Source organism: Weizmannia acidilactici, from assembly GCF_008974185.1.
GTDB classification, from domain to species: domain Bacteria; phylum Bacillota; class Bacilli; order Bacillales; family Bacillaceae_C; genus Weizmannia; species Weizmannia acidilactici.
In genome coordinates, this window is the sequence record NZ_BKZP01000006.1 from 1 (window position 1) to 21,971 (window position 21,971).

General features: G+C 46.8%; 18 protein-coding genes, 2 pseudogenes and 1 riboswitch. Of the genes and pseudogenes, 16 read left to right on the plus strand and 4 right to left on the minus strand.

Going from position 1 to position 21,971, the window contains the following annotated elements; all coding sequences use genetic code 11:
- The 3 genes from pepT to BpJC4_RS03800 all read right to left on the minus strand — a co-directional run.
- On the minus strand, window positions 1-1,232 hold a 1,232-nt coding region (gene pepT, locus BpJC4_RS03790; protein WP_151697551.1), incomplete at its 3' end, for a peptidase T.
- Between the two features lie 62 nt (window positions 1,233-1,294).
- Window positions 1,295-2,092: a glycosyltransferase family 8 protein gene (locus tag BpJC4_RS03795; protein ID WP_151680946.1), complete on the minus strand. Its 798-nt coding sequence runs from the start codon at window positions 2,090-2,092 to the stop codon at window positions 1,295-1,297.
- 155 nt (window positions 2,093-2,247) lie between these two features.
- Window positions 2,248-3,594 carry an MATE family efflux transporter gene (locus tag BpJC4_RS03800; protein ID WP_151697552.1) on the minus strand — a complete coding sequence of 449 codons (1,347 nt, stop codon included), beginning with the start codon at window positions 3,592-3,594 and terminating at the stop codon, window positions 2,248-2,250.
- 412 nt (window positions 3,595-4,006) lie between these two features.
- Between BpJC4_RS03800 and BpJC4_RS03805 the strand changes: the two genes are divergently transcribed.
- The 15 genes from BpJC4_RS03805 (at window position 4,007) to BpJC4_RS03875 (ending at window position 21,095) form a co-directional block, all read left to right on the plus strand.
- The gene (locus tag BpJC4_RS03805; RefSeq protein WP_151680948.1) at window positions 4,007-5,185 is read left to right on the plus strand and encodes a ParM/StbA family protein; all 1,179 of its coding nucleotides are present in this window, start codon (window positions 4,007-4,009) and stop codon (window positions 5,183-5,185) included.
- A gap of 11 nt (window positions 5,186-5,196) precedes the next feature.
- Entirely contained in the window at window positions 5,197-5,760 is a 564-nt protein-coding gene (locus BpJC4_RS03810; protein ID WP_151680949.1) for a hypothetical protein, read from the plus strand.
- Window positions 5,761-5,887: 127 nt separating this feature from the next.
- Complete coding sequence (locus BpJC4_RS03815; RefSeq protein ID WP_151680950.1) at window positions 5,888-6,667, plus strand: ABC transporter ATP-binding protein; 780 nt, start codon at window positions 5,888-5,890, stop codon at window positions 6,665-6,667.
- A gap of 90 nt (window positions 6,668-6,757) precedes the next feature.
- Window positions 6,758-6,865: riboswitch (SAM riboswitch) on the plus strand.
- A 72-nt stretch (window positions 6,866-6,937) separates the two neighbouring features.
- Window positions 6,938-7,978, plus strand: coding sequence for a methionine ABC transporter ATP-binding protein (locus BpJC4_RS03820; protein WP_151697553.1), 1,041 nt, complete (start codon window positions 6,938-6,940; stop codon window positions 7,976-7,978).
- Window positions 7,968-8,630 (plus strand): methionine ABC transporter permease, encoded by a 663-nt coding sequence (locus tag BpJC4_RS03825; RefSeq protein ID WP_151680952.1) that lies wholly within the window; start codon window positions 7,968-7,970, stop codon window positions 8,628-8,630. The genes BpJC4_RS03820 and BpJC4_RS03825 overlap by 11 nt, the downstream gene beginning before the upstream one ends.
- Window positions 8,631-8,704: 74 nt before the next feature.
- On the plus strand, window positions 8,705-9,547 hold the full coding sequence (locus BpJC4_RS03830; protein WP_151697554.1) for a MetQ/NlpA family ABC transporter substrate-binding protein: 843 nt from the start codon (window positions 8,705-8,707) through the stop codon (window positions 9,545-9,547).
- A 185-nt stretch (window positions 9,548-9,732) separates the two neighbouring features.
- The gene (locus tag BpJC4_RS03835; RefSeq protein WP_151697574.1) at window positions 9,733-11,511 is read left to right on the plus strand and encodes a sensor histidine kinase; all 1,779 of its coding nucleotides are present in this window, start codon (window positions 9,733-9,735) and stop codon (window positions 11,509-11,511) included.
- A complete protein-coding gene (locus tag BpJC4_RS03840) occupies window positions 11,489-12,205 on the plus strand; it encodes a LytR/AlgR family response regulator transcription factor (RefSeq protein WP_151697555.1) in 717 nt (238 codons plus the stop codon). Before BpJC4_RS03835 ends, BpJC4_RS03840 begins: the two co-directional genes overlap by 23 nt.
- A 130-nt stretch (window positions 12,206-12,335) precedes the next feature.
- On the plus strand, window positions 12,336-14,138 hold the full coding sequence (gene cstA, locus BpJC4_RS03845; protein ID WP_151697556.1) for a carbon starvation protein CstA: 1,803 nt from the start codon (window positions 12,336-12,338) through the stop codon (window positions 14,136-14,138).
- Between the two features lie 222 nt (window positions 14,139-14,360).
- Window positions 14,361-15,434, plus strand: a complete 1,074-nt coding sequence (locus tag BpJC4_RS03850) for a branched-chain amino acid aminotransferase (protein WP_151680956.1) — start codon at window positions 14,361-14,363, stop codon at window positions 15,432-15,434.
- Between the two features lie 128 nt (window positions 15,435-15,562).
- Window positions 15,563-16,318 (plus strand): threonine/serine exporter family protein, encoded by a 756-nt coding sequence (locus BpJC4_RS03855; RefSeq protein WP_151680957.1) that lies wholly within the window; start codon window positions 15,563-15,565, stop codon window positions 16,316-16,318.
- 14 nt (window positions 16,319-16,332) lie between these two features.
- On the plus strand, window positions 16,333-16,779 hold the full coding sequence (locus BpJC4_RS03860; RefSeq protein ID WP_151680958.1) for a threonine/serine exporter family protein: 447 nt from the start codon (window positions 16,333-16,335) through the stop codon (window positions 16,777-16,779).
- Window positions 16,780-17,039: 260 nt separating this feature from the next.
- Complete coding sequence (locus BpJC4_RS03865; protein WP_151680959.1) at window positions 17,040-17,483, plus strand: MarR family winged helix-turn-helix transcriptional regulator; 444 nt, start codon at window positions 17,040-17,042, stop codon at window positions 17,481-17,483.
- Window positions 17,484-17,502: 19 nt separating this feature from the next.
- Window positions 17,503-19,233 carry an ABC transporter ATP-binding protein gene (locus tag BpJC4_RS03870; RefSeq protein WP_151680960.1) on the plus strand — a complete coding sequence of 577 codons (1,731 nt, stop codon included), beginning with the start codon at window positions 17,503-17,505 and terminating at the stop codon, window positions 19,231-19,233.
- Window positions 19,230-21,095 carry an ABC transporter ATP-binding protein gene (locus tag BpJC4_RS03875; RefSeq protein WP_151680961.1) on the plus strand — a complete coding sequence of 622 codons (1,866 nt, stop codon included), beginning with the start codon at window positions 19,230-19,232 and terminating at the stop codon, window positions 21,093-21,095. Before BpJC4_RS03870 ends, BpJC4_RS03875 begins: the two co-directional genes overlap by 4 nt.
- Before the next feature lie 332 nt (window positions 21,096-21,427).
- Here the strand turns inward: BpJC4_RS03875 and BpJC4_RS16465 are convergent.
- Window positions 21,428-21,536 (minus strand): annotated as a pseudogene (locus BpJC4_RS16465) (universal stress protein); the annotation flags it as partial.
- 21 nt (window positions 21,537-21,557) lie between these two features.
- Between BpJC4_RS16465 and BpJC4_RS03885 the strand changes: the two are divergent.
- A pseudogene (locus BpJC4_RS03885) lies at window positions 21,558-21,932 on the plus strand (LysR substrate-binding domain-containing protein); the annotation flags it as partial.
- Window positions 21,933-21,971 lie beyond the last annotated feature (39 nt).

Consider the following 21,971-nt stretch of genomic DNA (forward strand, 5'->3'; position numbering starts at 1 on the left):
TAGGCCCTTTCTTCAAACCGTTTGGCAATTTCAACAATTACCTGAACGGCTTTTTCCATCGTTTCAACTGAAACATATTCATATTTGCCGTGCATGTTTTCCCCGCCGGCAAAAATATTCGGTGTCGGCAGCCCCATGAAAGACAGCTGTGAGCCGTCCGTTCCGCCGCGTACAGGGGAAATTTTCGGCTCGATGCCGAGGCTCTTCATGGCGTCATATGCAATATCGACAATTTCCTTCACCGGTTCGATTTTTTCTTTCATGTTATAATATTGGTCGGCAAGTTCAATGGTAATTTTATCCTGTCCGTATTTTTCTTTTAAGCTGTTCACGATCGACTGGAGATTGGCTTTCTTTGCTTCAAACTTTTCCCGGTCATGGTCGCGGATAATGTAATACATTTTCGTTTCTTCGACATCGCCATGAATGGAGATGAGATGATAAAACCCTTCGTATCCTTCCGTCCGTTCCGGCACTTCATCTTCTGGGAGCAAGCTGTGCAGTTCCATGGCGATTTTTGCCGAATGGACCATTTTTCCTTTTGCGCTGCCCGGGTGGATATTGTTGCCGCGGATCGTAATTTTGGCGGAAGCGGCATTAAACGTTTCGTATTCCAGTTCACCGAGCGGGCCACCGTCCATTGTGTATGCAAAATCGGCCCCGAAAGCGCCGACATTAAATTTATGCGGACCCCTGCCGATTTCTTCATCCGGCGTAAAAGCAACCCTGATTTTTCCGTGTTTGATTTCCGGATGGTGCAGCAAATAATCCATAGCCGTCATGATCTCGGCCACGCCGGCTTTATCGTCGGCCCCGAGCAGTGTTGTACCGTCCGTCGTAATCAAAGTTTGCCCGATATAATTTTTTAAGTTCGGATATTCTTCAGGGGACAGGACAACACGCAGACTTTTGTTGAGGACAATTTCTTTTCCGTCATAATTTTCAATAATTTGTGGGTTGACATTTTTGCCGGTAAAATCTGTCGTGGTGTCGACATGGGCCAAAAATCCGATCGTTGGGACTTTTTTGTCAGTGTTGCTTGGCAATGTCGCAAAAAGATAACCGTTTTCATCAAGGGTGACTTCATCCATGCCGATGGCTTTACATTCATCAGCAAGCATGTGGAGGAGCGTCCATTGCCCCGGCGTGGAAGGGCAGGTTTCACTGTCTTCGTTGGACTGGGTATCAACTTTTACATATGTAGTAAATCTTTTAATCAGATCTTCTTTCACGGCAATCCCTCCTAAGGATAAATTATGTGTATATTTTACCAGAACAGGAAAGGCCGGGCAGCTTATTCGCAGTATTTTTGGTAAAAGGTTCCGAGCGTATATTTGTAATTCGGGTGCCACGGCTTGTCTTTTCCGCAGTAATGGATAAAAATCGTATAGTTTTTGATCCAGTTTAAGTCGTGCTTCTTGCTGAAATACTTGGAGAGTTCAAAAAAACGCGCATCATAGTTATATCGGCAGCTTTCGACAGGTTTTATTTTGTTCCAGAATAATGCGTTGAATACGTCCTGGTCGGGGAGGATCAGTTTCAGCTTGTTCTCCTCGATAAACTCGTAGATCTCTTCCATTTTCACATGCTGCCGGATTAAGGCCATATTCATCAGCAGCACACCGGTGTTAAAGTATCCTTTTGCATTCGGTGTTCGCAGGCGGAGCTTGTTGATCAGCCGGGCTTTTTTCGCCGAATGTTCATGTTCGGATGCGATAAAGAAATGGCCTTCAAAGTCTGTATAGTAAAAAGGAGCAATCGGATTAATACAGACGATATCCGGATCGAGATAGAGGATTCTTTCGACATGTTCTGGCAAAAATAAATGGGCGGCCAGCCGGTAATACATTTCTGAAGTGTAATGCCTGAGGACCGGGGCATCTTTGAACATATTGGGGTCAACCCGGATCGGAAAAAAATGGTGTCCTTTGTCTTGGATGTAGGTATCCAGCGGCGAAAGTTTCTCTTCCGGAATGGAGGAATGGAGCAAATAGATCGAAAATGCTTCTTTTTCGTTGTTTTGGAAAAGAGAATTTAATAACACTTTCAGGGGAGAAAGATAGTTTTCATTTAACGTGACGAGGATATTCATTGTATTTCCACCTTTAGACTGACAAGTTTCTGCTTACTTTTATGATACAAGTTTCGGTTTACATAAACAAATTTTTTTCCGTATGCGGGTTTATATTCGCCGCTGGAATTTGAAATCAGGCATTTTTTAACAAAATAGCCCGGCCTATTAAAAGGTCAAGCTCTGAGAAGGGATAATCTTTCCCACGGTTTTGAAAGCCAGCGGCGGGTGGCAAATGTGCCGCGGAACCATTCATCGATTCCTTGGGCAATCCAAATGCCGAGTAGCCCAAGGCCGAAATGCACCCCGAGGAAATAACTTAGGCCGACAGCGAACAGCCACATCGAAAAAATCCCGATCAGAACGGGGAACCGTACATCGCCAGCCGATTTTAACGAGCTCATTAATACAATATTCATCGCCCTTCCCGGTTCAGTGAAGACAATCGCCCAAAGGATTGGAAGGCTGACGGCGAGGATGTCTCCGTTTTCCGTAAACAGGCGCATAACAGGCGATCCGGCCAGCGCGATCGCCAGTGATGTGAGGAACGACGCCGCCATGGCGAGCTTTAATGTTTTCATGCCGCGGTGCAGTGCCCGGTCGTAATCTTTCGCACCGATGTATCGGGCAACAAGCAGCTGTGTGCCGGATGCGATCGCCAGCGTAAATAAATAACAGATCATGGAAATGTTTGTTAAATAGACGCGAGCGGCAAGGGATGCATCGCCAAGCACTGCTATGAACCCTGTAATAACGAGCTGGGAAAATTGGTAAGAAAAGTTCTCGCCGGCAGACGGGACGCCGATCTCGAGCAGTGCACGGATATCCCCTTTCTTCAGAGTGACAATATCTTTGATCTCCATTTTGAGCTCCAACCTGTGGTACACAAGAAATAGAAGCGCAGAAACGGCAAATACGCGCGCGACGACGATGGCCCACGATACGCCCGCCACGCCGGTTACCGGAAGGCCGAAAATGCCCGAAATCGCCAAAATGTTGCCGATAATGCTGATGAAATCCATCAAAACCGTCACAAACATGGACTCCTTCGTATAACCGTGGCTTCTCAAGACGGCGCTCAATGCCAAGGAGATGGATTCCAGGAACAGTGATGCCCCGCATATTTTTACAAAAGTAAGGCCGTAATCATAAACCTTCCCGTGGATATCAAAAAACCCGAGAAGGTTCCGGCCAAAGAAAAAGACGATCAGCCCGACGGCAAGCCCGAACCAAAAATTCAACCCGAATGCGGAGTGTGCCACTTGGCGCGCTTCCCGGATTTTTCCGGCCCCTAGGTTTTGGCCAATTAAAATGACGGCGCCGATAGACGTCACATTAAAGATGAGAATGAACATATTTAACAACTGGTTGGCAACGCCCACCCCGGCAGCGGCATTGTCGGAATAGTGGCTGAGCATGAGCGTTGCAATGATCCCGATCCCCATATGCAGGGAAAGTTCAATAAAAAGCGGCCAGGAAATTTGGAACAAGGTTTGGTCCTTGTAGTGCTGTTGTTCTTCCAATGCTTTATCCCCTTTTATCAATGATATTTTTCTATATGTATACGCCGGGTTCCGTTGCCATCCGGCATGTATTTCTCTTCAATACTAGAAACATTGTAATCCTTATTAGAACGCTGTCAATCTACAGGTACTGAAATATCTTGACTTTTTTATAGATAGGATGTTTTTCGGGAAAAAGACTTAAAAAAGCTTTGTTTGCATGTTTACGAAAAGGCAAACAATTGCATGCAAAAATGCAAACATGTTTACAAACATGCAAACACCCCGGTATGATTGGATTTTTGAAAAGTTTACAAAATGCAAACATGTTTACAATTCTATTAAAAAAGTTCAGACTATTGATTATTTTCATAGACTCTTATATTCTATAGAGTAAGTAACAGAAGAAAGCGCTATAAGGGAGGAAAAATGAATGGGAAAGACCCGGATTGCAGCGGTTGATGTGGGCAACGATTCTTTAAAGGCGATTTTTGGAAAACTGGAATATGAACTCAATATTCCGAACGTAATTGCTAGAGATATTGAAGACCGGCCGGTGATCGGCATAGAGGAATTGGACAACAAAAATCCGCTCGAAGGCATCCATGTGAAAGTCCACTCCCCTGCCTTGAAAGAAAATAATGTAATTTACCGTGTCGGGGAGCTTGCGACAAAAAGTGATAATGCAACAGAACTTGACCCGGGCAGCAGCAAATCGGAAGAAGACCAGACGCTCGTCATGCTCTTTACAAGCCTGGCGCTTGATGCTGTAAGGGAAGAAAATGCAAAAGTTTTTACAAAAAACAAAAATGTCATTGATGCCAGTTATACCCTCGGGACAGGCCTGCCGCTCCGCGAAGTGAAAGAAGGGAAAGATGCGGGCTACCGGTCGCAGCTGCTCGGATCTGTCCATCAGGTGGAGTTTCTCGTGACGCCAAAGTACCAGGGATTAAAAGTAAATCTTAAATTTGATGAAGTAAAAGTCTACCCGGAAGGTTTTGCGGCATTCATCAACCTTGTCATGGATAATGATTTAAATATTATCAACCGGGATCTCATTGATAAACGGATCTTAATCCAGGATATCGGCGGATTGTCGACAGATATTGCCGTGATCAAAAACAGGACGGTCGATGATGACCGGGCGCAGGGATTTAACCTCGGCGTTTCGGAAGCGCTTGAGCAAATCCGCGAAGAAATCCGGGTGAAATACGGGGTTGAATTGGACAGCCGGCGTGATGTGGTGGACATTATCACGAAAAAGCATGACCGCAATCATATCATGGTAAAAGGCAGCCGGACAAGCGTCCATGATATTACCGACCGCGTCCTGTTTGACCTTGCCAAAAAACAGTACCGCTTGCTCCGGAATGTCTGGCAGAAAAACTCGCAAACGGAAATTTGCTATTTTGTCGGTGGCGGTTCCGTTGTCCTTAAAGATTATTTAAAAACGTTAAACAACAATTTGGATGGGTACAACATCGATTTCTTTGAAGACGAAAAAGAAAGCATTTGGATGATGGCGAATGCCTACTACAAATTAATTTCGGATTATGTGAGGAAAAACATTAAACCGGAAGACAAAGGAAAGAAACCTGTCGAATCCAAATAAGGTGAAAAGGCATGGAAAAACAAAGTGAGATGAAGAGGGGACAGACGATTGCTTTCCGGATCCCCTCGGACACACCCGACCATATTTTAAGGGAACTCCAAAAGCTGAAAGAAAAAGAAAGAAGGAATTTTTCAAGAAAAATTGCCGAATACGTGGTACAAGGCATCAACCAATCGCTGGTAAAAGAAAAAGAAACGATCACGATCCCGCTTCCCCGGAAGCTGTCGAAAGCCCAGCATGACTGGCTCAAGCATGAACACTCGGAAGCGATGTTGGGCAGCATCGTCTACCAGCTGATCCAGGATCCACTACGGGTGACGTCGCTGTTTGCCGCGTTGGCAAGCAAATCGACAAATATTGACGAAGCCCTGTATTTGCAGGAAGACCTCCCGGAAATAGGGGCGCCGGATAAGACGGAAACAGCGAACGCTGCTGCCCCCGGCACGGTACAGGATGATCTCGATGCTTTCGACTGGAGGACGGCGGTGCAGGAACAGGCTGCCGCGGAAGAACCGGAAAAAGAAGAGGACCTGGAAGATCTGCTTGGAGACTTTCTGGCCAGCATGAATAAATGAAAAGGGTTTTCCACGCTGTCTTGTATGAAAAAGGGCGCCCCAGAGTCAATGATTGACTTTAAGGGTAGCCCCTTTTCATTTTAAGAAATAGTACTATAATGAAAATTAAAAAAAGGGGATGGCAAAGATGGAAAACATCATTGAACTTTCTGGGGTAAGTTTTATGCGGGACGGCAAAAAACTGCTTTCGGATATTAACTGGACCATCCAAAAAGGGGAACACTGGGCTGTCCTTGGTTTAAACGGTTCCGGAAAAACGACTTTGCTCAATATGATCAACGGATATATCTGGCCGACAACCGGCAGCATCCGGGTGCTCGGGCAGACATTCGGAAAAACAAGCCTGCCGGAGCTAAGAAAATCGATCGGCTGGGTGAGTTCGTCGATTCAGGAAAGGATTCCGCGCACCCAGCTTGCCCGCCATGTCGTCATCAGCGGGAAGTATGCCTCAATTGGATTGTATGAGGAATTTACCAAAGAAGACGAAGACAAGGCCATCCACCTGATGGAAAAATTAAATTGCGTTGGTCTTGCGGACAGCCCGTATGAACAATGCTCGCAGGGGGAAAGGCAGAAACTGCTGATTGCACGCGCGTTAATGGCGGAGCCGCGCATCCTGATTTTGGACGAGCCTTGCAACGGGCTGGATCTGTTTGCCCGGGAAATCCTGCTGAAAAGCGTTGAAGAGCTGGCTGGTGATCCAAACGGGCCGGCATTGATTTACGTAACGCACCATCCGGAGGAAATTTCGCCGGTATTCCAAAAGACTTTGCTGCTCAGGCGCGGGGAAGTGTTTCAACAGGGGGACACTTCCGATATGATTGAAAAAACATCGCTCTCCCGCTTCTTTGAACATGAAATCCATGTGGAATGGCGGGGGAACCGGGCTTCATTTCAACTCGTTTGATTTTTGGAAAAATGATGTAAAGAAAAAATATAAAATATGAATTGACAAATCCCTAGTCGTCCACTAATATTTAAAGTATAACAAATGAATAACTTATCAAGAGAGACTGAGGGACAGGCCCAATGACGTCCAGCAACCTTCAAAGCTGCTTTGAAAGGTGCTAATTCCTGCAGAATGTTTCATTCTGAAAGATAAGTCACTTTTACGGCAAACCTCTTTCGAATGAAAGTGGTTTTTTTTTGCCTGAAGCTTACAAAAGGAGATTTTCACATGCTGGTATTAGATGATATTCATAAAGTGTATGGCAAAGGAAAGGAGAAAAAGGTCGAGGCTTTAAAGGGTATCAACCTGCGCGTTGAAAAAGGGGAAATTTTCGGCGTAGTTGGATACAGCGGTGCCGGAAAAAGTACGCTCATCAGATGCGTGAACCTTTTGGAACGGCCGACATCAGGAAAAGTCCTGATTAACGGGGTTGACCTTCTCGCCCTTTCACCGAAAGAACTGCGGAATCAGCGAAAAAAAATCGGGATGATTTTCCAGCAGTTTAACTTGCTCCAATCGAAGACGATTTTCCAAAACGTGGCCATGCCGCTTGTGCTTGAACACCGCCCGAAGGAAGAAATCAAAGCGAAAGTGACCGAGTTATTATCTTTTGTCGGTTTGGAAGACAGAATGAACCATTATCCGGAACAATTATCGGGCGGCCAAAAGCAAAGGGTTGGTATCGCGCGCGCATTGGCAACCGATCCGGACATCCTGCTCTGCGATGAAGCAACGTCGGCCCTTGACCCGAACACAACCGAAGCAGTGCTCGATCTTTTGCGGAAAGTCCGCGACGAGCTCGGCATCACCATTTTAATGATCACGCATGAGATGAATGTCATCCGCGATGTTTGCGATAAAGTAGCGGTGCTGGATGGTGGGAAAATTGTCGAGCAGGGTCCTGTCATCGATATTTTTACAGAACCGAAAACACAGATTGCGAGAAGCTTCGTCAAAACGGTTCTCAATGACTCGAACCCGAAATCGGTGCAAAAACTGATTGATGAGAGCAGCAAGGAAAACCCGCACGGCATCTATCGGATTCTGTTTAAAGGGGCATCCACCAATGTGCCGCTTTTGTCAAATACCGCGAAACATTTTTCCGTTGATTTGAATGTGCTCCACGGCATGATCACCGAACTCCAGGGCATTCCTTTCGGAAATCTGCTTGTTGAGCTGAAAGGCGATCGTGAAGAGATAGAGCGTGCCATCCAGTACATTCGGGAACATGACGCGATCATCAGGGAGGTGGAACAAAATGGCATTTGATTGGTCATGGTTTTGGCCGGAATTTTTCACGGCAATTAACCAAACACTATACATGGTCATTGTATCCTTAATCATTTCTATTATCATCGGGATTCCAGTCGGCGTCATTCTCGTTATTACCCGGGAAAACGGGATTTTGGAAAATAAATGGATTTTCAATATTTTAAACGTCATTATCAATATTTTCAGATCTATTCCTTTTATCATTTTAGTTGTCGCGATCATCCCGTTTACCCGCCTTATTGTCGGAACGGCGATCGGAACAACGGCAGCAATCGTCCCGCTTGTCCTGTATACGGCTTTTTATATCGGGCGGCTTGTTGAAAGCTCCCTCCTTGAGGTCGATAAAGGCACAATTGAACTCGCCCAGTCCATGGGGGCAACGCCTTGGCAGATCATTTGGAGGTTTTTGCTTCCGGAAGCTTTGGCATCCATTGTCCTGAATTTAACGATTGCGACAATCGGACTGATCGGTGCATCCGCGATGGCAGGGGCTGTCGGGGCTGGCGGGGTCGGCGATTTGGCGATTACGTACGGCTACAACCAGTTCCAAACAGGGGTCATGATTATTACGGTTGTTACACTGATCGTCCTGGTACAGCTTGTTCAGACATTAGGGAATTTCTTATCCAGGAAGATTAGGAGAAAATAAGCTTGCATGGCATTGACCACTGTGAATAAGGTTTACACCTTTCAATAAAAATATTTTCAGGGGGATTTATCACTATGAAAAAATTTGCCATTATTTTATTGGGCCTCATTCTTGTTATGGCAGGATGCGGAACCAAGAACAATTCAAGTAGCAGCACCACCACCAAGACGATCAAAGTGGGGACAACCACTTCTGAAGTGCCGACTTGGACATTGATCCAAAAACTTGCGAAAAAGAAAAACATCAATATTAAGATTGTCCGTTTTGATGATTACGTACAGCCGAACCTCGCTTTAAACGACGGGGAAATTGACATTAACGCATTCCAAACGGTTGTTTATTTCGATGATTTTATTAAACAGCGCAACTTGAAGCTTTCTGCAATCGGTACAACAAATATTTGGCCGATGGGCATTTACTCGAAAAAATATAAAAAGATAAGCCAAATCAAAGACGGAGACCAAATCGTCATTCCGAAAGACCCGACAAACCTGGGCAGGGCATTATTGCTGTTGCAAAAAGCCGGTTTGATCACGGTGAAAAAAGGATTTACAGGCAAAGGCGGCCTGGAAAACATTGCTTCAAATCCGAAACATTTGAAAATCACTGCGGTTGACGCTGCCCAAACGCCGCGTGGCATGGATGATGCGGCAGCTGCCGTCATCAACTGCGACATGGCGATCAACGCAGGCTTGAGCCCGGTAAATGACTCTATCTTCCGTGAAGATGCAAGCAATAAAGCATACATTAACATCATTGCTGCCCGTACAAAAGATAAAAACGACAAAACTTTGCAGGAAATCGTAAAAATCTACCATTCCAAAGAAGTGACAGATTTTATTAAAAAACATTATAAAGGTGCAGCCGTACCGGTCGTTAAACCAGTATCATACTTAAAAGACTATAAACAAAACTAATCCGCTGAAAAGCCCGGCATAGAAAAGCCGGGCTTTTCCCATTTTGGTCAATCTACCGACTTTTGGACAGTCCCTTCCCATTTTACTCTGCTATTTGCAACTTTCTAAAAATCAAGGAATCTCTTATAATGGAAGTAAGGGTTTTCGACATGTGCGGAGTAAAAATGAAAAGGGGGAAATCTTTTATGGCGGCGCTTTTGCCGATCATGCTGGAACGTGCCGGCATTCTTGTCATTGCTGCTTTTTTGTTGTCACGCCTAAAAACTTTCCGGCAAATCATCCATCAGGAATACGGGCGGAAAGAAAAGCTCGTGCTTATCCTTATTTTTGGCATCTTCGGCATGATCAGCAATTACACCGGGATTGTGATTGAACACGGGAAAATTTCGGAAGCTTTCGGGCATAGCCATTTGTCGGTCGAAAGCGCCATTGCCAACACGAGGATCATGGGCGTCGGCATCGCCGGGTTATTGGGCGGCCCTGTTGTCGGCATCGGTGCAGGAGTTTTCGCGGGCATCCACCGGTTAACATTGGGCGGCTATACAAATATTGTGTGCAGCCTGTCCACCATCATTGCGGGCATTTTCATGGGTCTGCTCGGCAAACGGTACAATGTGCGGGGAAAATATGCCGCTTTGCAGGCGGTTTGTGCCGGAATGCTGATGGAAATGCTGCAAATGGCAATTATTTTGTCGGTTGCAAAACCGTACGAAGATGCGCTTGAACTCGTCCGGTTGATTGCGGTGCCGATGATTACGATTAACGGGTTCGGGACGTTCGTTTTCATTTTGATTATCCAAACGATTTTGCTTGAAGAAGAGCGGACAAGGGCGTGGCAGACGCACAGGGCGCTGCAGATTGCCCAGGAAACGCTTGCCCATTTCAGGAAGGGGCTGAACACCGAATCGTGCAAAAAGGCGGCGGAGATCATCCTAAAACGTACATCAGCCGATGCGGTGGCGATTACGGACCGCGAGAAGGTGCTGGCACATGTCGGGGCAGCGTCTGACCACCATATTCCGCTGCAGAGCATGTCGACGAAATTGACGGAAAAAGTGCTTGAACAGGGAAAAATCATGGTTGCAACATCGAACCGGGAAATCCAGTGCACGCATGAAGGGTGTCCGCTCCAGGCGGCCATTGTTCTGCCGCTTTTAGTCCGTGAGCAAGTGGTGGGCACATTAAAGCTGTACTTTAAAACAGCTGGACAGTTAAGTTCGGTTGAACAGGAGCTTGCCGAGGGCTTAAGCAAGCTTTTTTCAAACCAGCTTGAACTGGCGGAGGCGGAACTGCAGAGAAAGTTGTTAAAAGATGCGGAAATTAAGGCGCTCCAGGCCCAGGTCCATCCGCATTTCTTTTTCAATGCGATCAACACCATTACCTGCCTTGTCCGGACGGATACCGATAAAGCAAGGGCTTTGCTTATCCAGCTCGCCGCTTTTTTCCGTAGTAATTTGCAGGGGTCAAGAAAAATGCTGATTCCGCTCGAAAAAGAGCTGGAGCATGTGAAAGCGTATCTAGCCATCGAGCAGGCGCGGTTTCCGGGCCGGTATGATGTTGTTTTTGACATCGATCCGTTTTTAAAAACAGCGATGGTGCCGCCCTTTACTCTCCAGCCATTGGTGGAGAATGCAATTCACCATGCATTTTCCCGGCCGGGTGCCCAAAAACCTTCCGTCGCGATCCGCGCTTTTGTCAAAAACGGGAATTTTTACATGGTTACGGAAGACAACGGTAAGGGGATCCCGGAGGAATTGGCGCGGTCTCTCGGAAATGTAGCAGTTGACTCATCCGATGGAACGGGAACAGCGCTATGGAACATAAAGAAAAGGATGGAGGAAATTTACGGCCGGGGGGCAATGTTTCACATTGAAAGCAGGGAGAATGCGGGGACAAAAGTGACCATTTCCATACCGCTTGATGAGATGTGGGGGGAAGAATATGCTAAAAGCATTTGTAGTTGACGACGAGCTGCCGGCCAGGGATGAACTGATTTATTTGCTGGAAAAAACCGGAAAAGTGGAAATAGCGGGGGAAGCGGAGTCGGTAAAAGAAGCGCTCCGGAAGCTTGAAGAAACGGAAGCGGATGTATTATTTGTGGATATGATGCTGACTAATGAACATGGAATGGATCTGGTTGAGGAAATCAACCGGCGGCCGCGGCATCCGTATATTGTATTTGCAACGGCATACGATGAATATGCCGTAAAAGCGTTTGAACTCAATGCAGTGGACTATATATTAAAACCTTTTGAAGAGAAAAGGGTGGCGCAAACGGTTGATAAGATGGAAAAATTGCTGGAGAACGGCCGCTCCGCCCCGCCTAAAAATACGGGCAAATTGGCCGTTACAGTGGATGAACGGATCGTGATTATCCCGATTGAAAAACTGTTGTACGCAGAATCGGTTGAAGGTCGCACGATGATTGCCACCGACAATGAAAAATATACGGTAACAGAACCGCTTGTAAATGTAGAAAAGAAACTGCAATCTACATCCATTGTCCGTGTCCACCGCGCCTATCTCGTCAATCTGGATGCGATCGTGGAAATCCGGCCATGGTTCCATTCCACTTATAATCTCATCATGCGGGACGGGGCAAAGATCCCGGTCAGCCGCACATACAAGCATGTGTTAAAGCAGTTTATCCGGATTTAGCTTGCAGCTCATCCTGCTTTTTTTCCCTCCTACCTTTAAATTCTTGCATTTTATACAAAAAACAACTTATCCACTGTCATAAACTTATAAAATATAAGCGATGAGGAGAATAAAAGGAGGCTTCAAGGAAATGAATGCGATTACAATCGTAATCGGCGCCATCTGTATTTTAATCATTGCTTATCGTTTATATGGCACGTTTATGGCAGTAAAAGTTTTAAAGCTGAATAATGATACGCTGACACCAGCACATGAATTCAACGATGGGAAAGACTACGTGCCGACCAACAAGTGGGTGACGTTCGGGCACCATTTTGCGGCGATTGCGGCAGCTGGCCCGCTTGTCGGCCCGATTTTGGCGGCACAGTTCGGCTATTTGCCGGGCCTTTTATGGCTGTTGATCGGTGCAGTCATCGGAGGTGCCGTGCATGACGCTGTTGTGCTGTTTGCTTCGATGCGACGGAAAGGGAAGTCGCTTTCCGAGGTGGCAAAAGAAGAAATGGGCCCGGTTGCCGGCTTCTGTACGGGCCTTGCAATGCTGTTTATTATCGTAATTACGATGGCGGGTTTGTCCATGGTCGTTTTGAACGCGCTGCAAAATAACCCATGGGGCACGTTTGCCGTGGGCATTACGATTCCGATTGCCATGGGGGTCGGTTTGCTGTACAAAAAAACCGGCAATTTGAAACTGTCTTCCACGATTGGTTTCCTGCTGATTATGGCTGGCGTTTTTTCCGGGCCGTGGATCCAGCATTCCGTCATTGGGGAGTGGCTTACCTTTGATGCGAAAACTTTGGCTATTATTCTTCCTGCTTATGCATTTTTTGCTGCGGCGCTCCCGGTATGGCTGCTTTTGGCCCCACGCGATTATTTGAGCAGTTTTATGAAAATCGGCGTGTTCGTTGCCCTGATTATCGGTGTATTTATCATTAATCCGCCGATCCATATGCCCGCGCTGTCGCAATTTATTCATGGTGGCGGCCCGACGATGACAGGTCCGGTTTGGCCGTTTATTTCAATTACCATCGCTTGCGGCGCAATTTCGGGATTCCACGCTTTTATCGGATCCGGGACAACACCGAAAATGCTGGATAAATGGACGGATATTAAGCCTGTTGCATTCGGCGCCATGCTTGTTGAGTCCCTGGTCGGGGTGATGGCGCTGGTGGCCGCGACTGCCCTTCAGCCTGCCGACTATTTCGCGATCAACTCGACGCCTGAAGTCTTCAAGACGCTCGGCATGCATGTTGTTAATCTCCCGCATTTGAGCAGTGAAATCGGGATGGATTTGGCGGGCAGAACAGGCGGCGCTGTCACGCTGGCTGTCGGCATGACATATATTTTCACGAAGATCCACTGGTTCAGCAACCTGGCGCCGTTCTTCTATCAATTTGTCATCTTGTTTGAAGCGGTGTTTATCCTGACGGCGATTGACTCGGGTACCCGCGTGGCGCGCTATTTGCTGCAGGACTTTTTGGGTGAGCTGTACAAACCGCTGAAAAAGACGGATTGGCAGCCGGGCACCATTTTTACAAGCGCTTTGGCCTGCTTCATGTGGGGTTATTTGCTCTACTCCGGCGACATCGGATCGGTTTGGGCGCTGTTCGGCGTGTCGAATCAGCTGATGGCTTCAATCGGACTGATTGTGGGGGCGACGGTGATTTTAAAAATTGCCGACAAAAAGCGGTATGTGTTGACCTGCCTTATTCCGCTCGCTTATCTATATGTCACGGTCAACTATGCCGGTTATTGGATGATAAAAAATGTTTACCTGAACCATGCGGCATCGGGGTACAACGTGCTGAATGGCATATTGTCCATCATTATGCTGATCCTCGGGCTTGTCATTATGGTTGCCGCTTTGAAAAACTGGTACAATTTGATCAAAGCCCCCGCCATTCCGGATTTGGAAACTTCGGCAAGGAAAGCTTAACCACTGAAAAAATCGTACCGCTCTTTTAATGGAGCGGTTTTTTTGTATGGGGAAAAGGAATTTCGTGTTACCGGCAATAGAAATTTAGTACAGACATTGATCCTGATAGCGGCTAATCAAAAAATTTTTAAAATTTAATTAACCCTCTGGTAATTCGGAGGTAAAATTGTTATAATAAATCGAAAATAATAACTTTATACATTGGAAAGGGATGCTTTCGGTTTGAATCAGGTTATCGAATTAATTAAAGCAGATGTGAAAAAAGAAAAACCGGCTGTAGAATCATTAGGATTTGGCAAACACTTTACGGATTACATGTTTGTCATGGACTATAATGATGAAGATGGCTGGCATCATCCACGAATTACACCTTACGCTCCGCTTGTATTGGAACCTTCGGCGATGGTGCTGCATTACGGCCAGGCTGTTTTCGAAGGATTGAAAGCCTACCGCGCAAAGGATGGAAGGGTTCTGCTGTTCAGGCCTGAAAAAAATGTTGCCAGGCTGAATATGTCTTGCGCGAGATTGAGCATCCCGCAAATAGACGAAGATGTTGTACTAGATGCGATTAAACAGCTTGTCGAACTCGAAAAAGATTGGATCCCGAATGAAGAAGGGACTTCGCTTTATATCCGTCCGTTTATCATTGCGACGGAATCAAGCCTTGGCGTGCATCCGGCACATGAATATAAACTAATGATCATTCTTTCTCCGGTAGGGTCCTACTACGGAGATCAATTGAAACCTGTCAGGATTTACGTTGAAGACGAATATGTCCGCGCCGTTCCGGGAGGCGTCGGTTTTACGAAGACTGCCGGAAACTATGCGGCAAGCCTGAAAGCGCAGGAAAAAGCGGAACAGATGGGCTATGACCAGGTGCTTTGGCTGGACGGCGTTGAAAGAAAATATATTGAAGAAGTCGGAAGCATGAACATCTTCTTTAAAATCAACGGGGAAGTTGTCACGCCGAAGCTGAACGGCAGCATCCTCGGCGGCGTCACAAGGGATTCGGTCATCCAGCTGCTGCAATATTGGAATGTTCCTGTCAGAGAAGTTCGGATTTCGATCGATGAAATTTATGAAGCTTACCAAAAAGGCCAGTTGGAAGAAGTATTCGGAACAGGGACAGCCGCTGTCATTTCCCCTGTCGGCGAGCTCGGCTGGAAAGACATTATAATGGAACTCCCGAATGCGGAAGATCCGGATACGATTGCCAAGCGGCTTTACGATGCATTAACCGGCATCCAGCTTGGGAAAACGGAAGATCCGCTGAACTGGACGCTAGAAATTAAATAATTTTAAGATTGAGAGGGCCGGTCCCCAGCATAAAGGGGCCGGCTTTCCTAATGATGGCGGGCTGTACTGGAATTTACCGGTCCAACTGTGGTTTAATTAATGCAGAAATGTAACATGGGGAGAAACAAATGAAACTTAGCCAGGAAGAAGCTCACCAAGTGATGCAAGTATGTTTATTGGCTGGAAAAATTATGCTGATGGGTGGAGCGGAAACTTACCGCGTGGAGGATACAATGTCTAGAATCGCAGCCGCTTGCGGAATCAGCGGGTCGCACAGCTTTGTCACGCCGACCGCCATTATTTTTTCGCTTGATGGCGCTGAACTGACAAAACTGATCCGCATTTCCAACAGGTCAACAGACTTAAGGAAAGTCGACCAGGTGAACAGCATCTCAAGGAAGATCAGCAATCGCACGCTCACGCTCCGGGAAGCATATGACCAGTTAAAAAAAATTGAAAAAGAGGAAGAAGCCTACCCTCTATGGCTGCAGTTGCTTGCCGCTTCCATTGCGAGCGGCTGCTTTGTGATCATATTTTTAGGCGGCTGGGCGGATTTTCTGCCGGCATGTATTGTTGGCGGGCTCGGTTTCCTCAGCACACTTTATGTGCACCATTTCGTAAAGGTGCGGTTTTTTGCGGAATTTGTCGCTTCACTCGTAATCGGCATCACGGCATACGGCCTTGTCCAGGTCGGAATCGGCCGGGAATTGGATAAAATCATCATCGGTTCGGTCATGCCGCTTGTACCAGGGCTTGCCATCACAAACGCGCTGCGCGACCTTATGGCGGGCCATTTATTCTCCGGCGTCTCAAAAGGCGCTGAAGCATTTTTGACCTCTTTTGCGATCGGCGCCGGCATTGCCATCATATTAACGATTTTTTAAAAGGGTGATGTATGTTGTTCCAGCAATTGTTGACCAGCTTTTTTGCCTCGGCAGGATTTGGGATTATTTTTAACGCACCGAAAAAGTCGCTTGTCCAGTGCGGGATTGTCGGCATGATCGGCTGGGGGATTTATTTTTTGTTTTATATGTTCCAATTGAACGTGGTTTACGGCACGTTTATTGCGGCTTTTTTCGTCGGGGTCATCAGCCAGGTTTTTGCCCGCCTTTATAAAACGCCGATCCTGATTTTTACGGTCGGCGGGATTATTCCCCTTGTGCCGGGCGGTTTGGCTTATGATGCGATGCGGCATTTTGTGCAAAACGATTATAACGGCGCGGTATCGCTTGCCGCGAAAGTGCTGCTTTTATCGGTTGCGATCGCCATTGGTCTTGTGGCATCAGAAGTCACGAACCAGTTCATTAAAAAGATGCCGGATAGGCGGTCAAAATTTGTAAAATAAGCCGGATCCTGCTGTAAGGCGGGACGACTTTTTCTTTTTTTAGGCTGAAATTCATTTCAGTCCTCCCCGCCCGGCTACCCTTTACTGCTCTCGCCTATCCCGCAAATTTTGTGATCATCGGCTACAAAGACCTTGAACGTGAGCCATTCTAAAAATGTCCGACACAATTTGTACATTGACACGGGCAATGCCGGTTTTTATAATTAGTTTACTTAATTAATTAATTAATAAACAAATTAAATGTGAAAGGAGCGGCAGCCTTGGCAGATCAGGAGGATTTGTCGCAGGAGTTGATGCATACATTGTGGCAATTAAGAAAAGTGAAGCCGCATGCCTTTTTTTATTCCGGAGAGATGAAACCGAGTGAAATGCGCCTGCTATTGGCCGTCCATTCCGGTCCCCAGGATACCGGAATCAGCGTCTCGGAATTGGGCAGGCGGCTTCACGTCACTTCTTCGACCGTGACGCAACTGATCAATGAAATGGAAGAAAGCGGTTTAATTGTAAGAAAAACAGATAGGCGTGACCGCCGGATGGTGCGGGTCTTTTTAACAGAGAAAAGTAATCATGCTATCCGCCAGGTTGAAGAAGCGGCAAATCGTTTTTTTCGGGGATTGGTCAACCATTTGGGGGAAGAAGAAACAAGAAGATTTATTGCTTATTTAAAAAAGGCTTACCATTATTTGGATACGTTAAGCTGTTAAAGGAAGTGTCTACTCGCCTATGATAAAGTTATTTCGTTATCTAAAACCGTTTTGGATGCAGGTGGCGCTTGTCATCGTGCTTGTTTTTCTGCAGACGATGTCGGAACTGTACTTGCCGACATTGATGTCCGATATTGTCGACAAAGGCGTTGTAAACGGCGATGTGTCGTATATTTGGAAAATAGGCGGCTATATGCTCGCAGTGGCGGCAGCCGGCATGCTCTGCTCGATCGGGGCAAGTTTTTTTACGGCAAAATCGGCCACCGGATTTGGGCGTGTGCTGCGCAGTAAAGTTTTTTCCCATGTCGAAACGTTTTTCCAGGAAGAAATCAACCAAATCGGCACTGCTTCTTTGATTACGAGAACAACGAATGATATTTTCCAAGTTCAGCAGGTGCTGACGATTATGCTGCGGATGATGGTCATGGCGCCTTTAATGTGCATCGGCGGTATCATCATGGCCCTTACGCGGGATGTAAAACTTTCAGGCGTTTTGGCGGTGGCGATCCCTGTGATTGCAATTGTCATCCTTTTCGTACAGTCAAAAGCGATCCCGCTGTTTCAATTGATGCAAAAAAAATTGGATGCGTTAAACCGCGTCATGCGCGAAAATCTGACCGGCATCCGCGTTATCCGGGCGTTCAGCCGCACGGATTTCGAGAAAGAACGTTTTGACCATGCAAACGTGGATTTGACAAATACGGCAATCCGCGTCAATAAAATAATGGCCGTAATGATGCCGATGATGATGCTGATCTTAAATTTTTCCACAATTGCGATTGTCTGGTTCGGCGGGCACCGTATTGACAGCGGGGCGATGGAAGTCGGCGATTTGATGGCGTTTATCCAATATGCAATGCAAATCATGTTTTCATTCATTATGCTGTCGGTAATGTTTATTATGATTCCTCGTGCGTCCGTATCGGCGGGGCGGATCCGGGAAGTGCTCGATTTGAATACAAAAATCATCGATCCTAAAGAGCCAAAGCAGGCAAATGAAAACTTGTCCAGAACGATTGTGTTTGACAATGTGGCGTTCCGTTATGAAAATGCCGAACAGCCGGTGCTATCCAATATTTCGTTTCAGGCCGGTCCGGGTGAGGTAACGGCTATAATCGGCGGGACAGGATCGGGGAAGTCCACTTTACTGAACTTGATTCCAAGGTTTTATGACGTAACAGAAGGCAGGATTTTAATCGACGGGACAGATATCCGCGAGATGAAGCAGGAAGATTTGCGTAAAAAAATCGGGTTTGTTCCGCAAAAAGCGGTTCTGTTCTCGGGCACGATCGCGGAAAATATTCGCTACGGCAATCAGCAGGCAACAGATGCCGAAGTGGAGCACGCCGCAGAAGTTGCGCAGGCCGCCTCTTTTATAAAAGAAATGCCGGACGGGTTCCAATCAGTGATTTCCCAGGGTGGCACGAACGTTTCCGGCGGGCAGAAGCAGCGCCTGTCGATTGCCAGAGCGCTCGTGAGAAAAGCGGAATTTTATTTGTTTGATGACAGCTTTTCGGCGCTCGATTTTAAAACGGATGCCGCTTTGCGCAGGGCGCTCAAAAAGGAGACGGGAGAATCTTGCGTTTTGATCGTGGCACAACGGGTGAGTACGGTAATGGATGCGGATCGGATTATTGTGCTTGATGAAGGGAAAATTGCCGGGATCGGGACGCACCGCGAACTGCTGGAAACTTGCGGCGTTTACCGCGAAATTGTTTCATCCCAACTGGCAGAGGAGGAATATGCATGAGCGGGGAAACGAAACAAACGCCTCCTGTAAGAAGGGGCCCGGGCGGCCACATGATGGCAGGCATGCCTGCGGAAAAGGCGAAAGATTTTAAAGGTACGCTCAAACGGCTTTTAACGTATTTAAAACCGCAATGGCTGCGGCTTGTGACGGTGCTTTTTACGGCAATTTTAAGCGTCATTTTTACGATTGTCGGGCCGAAAATTATGGGGAAGGCGACAACAAAACTGTTTGAGGGTATGGTCATGAAAATGAAAGGCGTTCCGGGTGCCTATATTGATTTTGATTATATCGGCAAAATTCTTATTTGGCTGGTCGGGTTTTATGTGATCAGCTCGGTCTTTAGTTTTATTCAGCAATATGTGATGGCTGGTGTTGCGCAAAAAACGGTGTACCAGCTGCGTAAAGATGTCGAAGAAAAGCTGGCGCGGCTGCCGCTGAAATATTATGACGCCCGTCAGCACGGGGAAATTTTAAGCCGCGTCATCAATGATGTTGATAATATCAGTTCGACGCTGCAGCAAAGTTTGACGCAGCTGATCACATCGCTTGTGACGATTATCGGTGTCATTGTAATGATGCTATCGATCAGCCCGCTCATGACGCTGATTGTGTTGCTGACGATCCCGCTCAGCATCTTGGCGACGGCGTTTGTGGCGAAGCAATCGCAAAAACATTTTATCAGGCAGCAGCGGGCGCTCGGAGCGGTCAACGGCCATGTTGAGGAAATGTACACGGGCCACCAAATTATCCGCGCTTTCGGCCATGAAGAAAAAACGATTCGCAAATTTGAAGAACTGAATGATAAGCTGTATGAATCAGGCTGGAAGGCGCAATTTATTTCCGGGACAATGATGCCGCTAATGAATTTTGTCAACAATATCGGCTATATGTTTGTCGCTGTTGCCGGTGGCATTCTTGTCACAAAAAACAAGATTGAAGTCGGCGATGTGCAGGCGTTTATCCAGTATTCGCGGCAGTTCTCACAGCCGATTACACAAACGGCCAACATTGCGAATATCATCCAGTCGACGATTGCTTCTGCAGAACGCGTATTTGAAATTTTGGACGAATCGGAAGAAGTGCCGGATGCAAAAGATGCGAAAATACTTGCCCGTCCAAAAGGCGATGTCGTTTTCGACCATGTCCGCTTCGGCTATAAAAACGGCGAGCCGGTCATCGGCAATATGAATATTAATGTCAAGGCCGGCCAGATGGTGGCAATCGTCGGGCCGACCGGTGCAGGGAAAACGACACTGATCAATCTGCTGATGCGGTTTTATGAACTGGACGGCGGCAAAATTACCATTGATGGGATCGATATCCGCGATCTTAAGCGGGATAATTTGCGGACGACATTCGGGATGGTGCTTCAGGATACGTGGCTGTTTAACGGCACGATCCGCGACAATATCGCTTACGGCCGTGAAAATGCTACGGAAGAGGAAATCATCCGGGCAGCAAAAGCGGCGCATGCCGACCATTTTATCCGCGTGCTGCCGGACGGCTATGATACGGTGCTCAATGAAGAAGCAACAAATATTTCCCAAGGGCAGAAGCAGCTTTTGACTATTGCCCGCGCGATTCTCGCCGACCCTGCAATTTTGGTTTTGGATGAAGCAACAAGCAGCGTTGATACGAGAACGGAAGCCGCAATCCAAAAGGCGATGGCCCACCTGATGAAAGGGCGCACGAGTTTTGTTATCGCCCACAGGCTGTCGACGATCCGCGATGCCGATTTGATACTTGTGATGAACCACGGCGATGTGATCGAACAGGGTACCCACCAGTCCCTGCTTGAAAAAGGCGGCTTTTACGCTGATCTTTATTACAGCCAGTTTGCGGCAGGAAGGCAGATTGGTTAAAAAGTTACTTCAGGATATAATGAAAACGGGGCTGTCCCAAAAGTTGGTTAACTGACTTAGGGACATCCCTTTTTCATGCAATGTAAAAATTATCAGAGATTGTTGATGATCGCGAAATTCACTCGCTTTCCTCACGCGTCGTGAGCCTCCTCGCTCGTCCCTCAAGCGCACTGGGTCTCTTCTTGCTCGCTTTTCCCGCAGGAGTCTCGTGAATTTTGCGATCATTATCAAACTACTTTTCAGTGCTTTGGGACAGCCCCTTTTAGTCTGAAAAACAGCATAAACGAACATGCATCGCCGGGCTGTCTTTCTTTAAAATCAGAATCTGATGATTTAATCATCAATACAGGAATGTCTGAATGTTGGACAACGTAATGGCTGACGCTGCCAAGGAATTCCTTAATGCCGCTTCATCCCCTGCTTCCCATGGATGATCAGGTCGCATTATAGGAAGAATTATATTTAATCGTACCGGCAAACCACCGTCTGGCCGGGATCGAGGAAATAGATTTAATAGAGGTGGCAGACGAACCGTTTATTCTTTTTAAGGATGACACTGCACTTCGAGAGGTCATTGATAAACTATGCGTTGAGGCGGGTTTCGAACCAAAGGTGGCCTTTGAAGGATTGGAGGAACGAACTGTCGCAGATCTTGTTGGAGCTGGTTTAGGTGTAGCGCTTATTCCGTTTATCCCCGATGTGAATGAAAGTAAAATCTCAGTCATACGGGTACGAAATCTCCAATGCTCCCGCAGAATTTACATGGTGTGGAAAGCGGAAGGCTATATGTCCCCGGCAGTTACATCTTTTAAGAACTTTATCATTAAAAATCTGTAAATCGTTTTAAGCTGACGGATCATAAAGCGGTGTAGGATG

What these genes read in the sequence shown, in the direction of transcription:
- BpJC4_RS03835 (WP_151697574.1), top strand. Translation starts at nt 9,733, where the DNA reads ATGGCGGCGCTTTTGCCGATCATGCTGGAACGTGCCGGCATTCTTGTC.
- BpJC4_RS03805 (WP_151680948.1), top strand. Translation starts at nt 4,007, where the DNA reads ATGGGAAAGACCCGGATTGCAGCGGTTGATGTGGGCAACGATTCTTTA.
- cstA (WP_151697556.1), top strand. Translation starts at nt 12,336, where the DNA reads ATGAATGCGATTACAATCGTAATCGGCGCCATCTGTATTTTAATCATT.
- BpJC4_RS03870 (WP_151680960.1), top strand. Translation starts at nt 17,503, where the DNA reads ATGATAAAGTTATTTCGTTATCTAAAACCGTTTTGGATGCAGGTGGCG.
- BpJC4_RS03875 (WP_151680961.1), top strand. Translation starts at nt 19,230, where the DNA reads ATGAGCGGGGAAACGAAACAAACGCCTCCTGTAAGAAGGGGCCCGGGC.
- BpJC4_RS03855 (WP_151680957.1), top strand. Translation starts at nt 15,563, where the DNA reads ATGAAACTTAGCCAGGAAGAAGCTCACCAAGTGATGCAAGTATGTTTA.
- BpJC4_RS03810 (WP_151680949.1), top strand. Translation starts at nt 5,197, where the DNA reads ATGGAAAAACAAAGTGAGATGAAGAGGGGACAGACGATTGCTTTCCGG.
- BpJC4_RS03820 (WP_151697553.1), top strand. Translation starts at nt 6,938, where the DNA reads ATGCTGGTATTAGATGATATTCATAAAGTGTATGGCAAAGGAAAGGAG.
- BpJC4_RS03830 (WP_151697554.1), top strand. Translation starts at nt 8,705, where the DNA reads ATGAAAAAATTTGCCATTATTTTATTGGGCCTCATTCTTGTTATGGCA.
- BpJC4_RS03840 (WP_151697555.1), top strand. Translation starts at nt 11,489, where the DNA reads ATGCTAAAAGCATTTGTAGTTGACGACGAGCTGCCGGCCAGGGATGAA.
- BpJC4_RS03815 (WP_151680950.1), top strand. Translation starts at nt 5,888, where the DNA reads ATGGAAAACATCATTGAACTTTCTGGGGTAAGTTTTATGCGGGACGGC.
- BpJC4_RS03795 (WP_151680946.1), bottom strand. Translation starts at nt 2,092, where the DNA reads ATGAATATCCTCGTCACGTTAAATGAAAACTATCTTTCTCCCCTGAAA.
- BpJC4_RS03825 (WP_151680952.1), top strand. Translation starts at nt 7,968, where the DNA reads ATGGCATTTGATTGGTCATGGTTTTGGCCGGAATTTTTCACGGCAATT.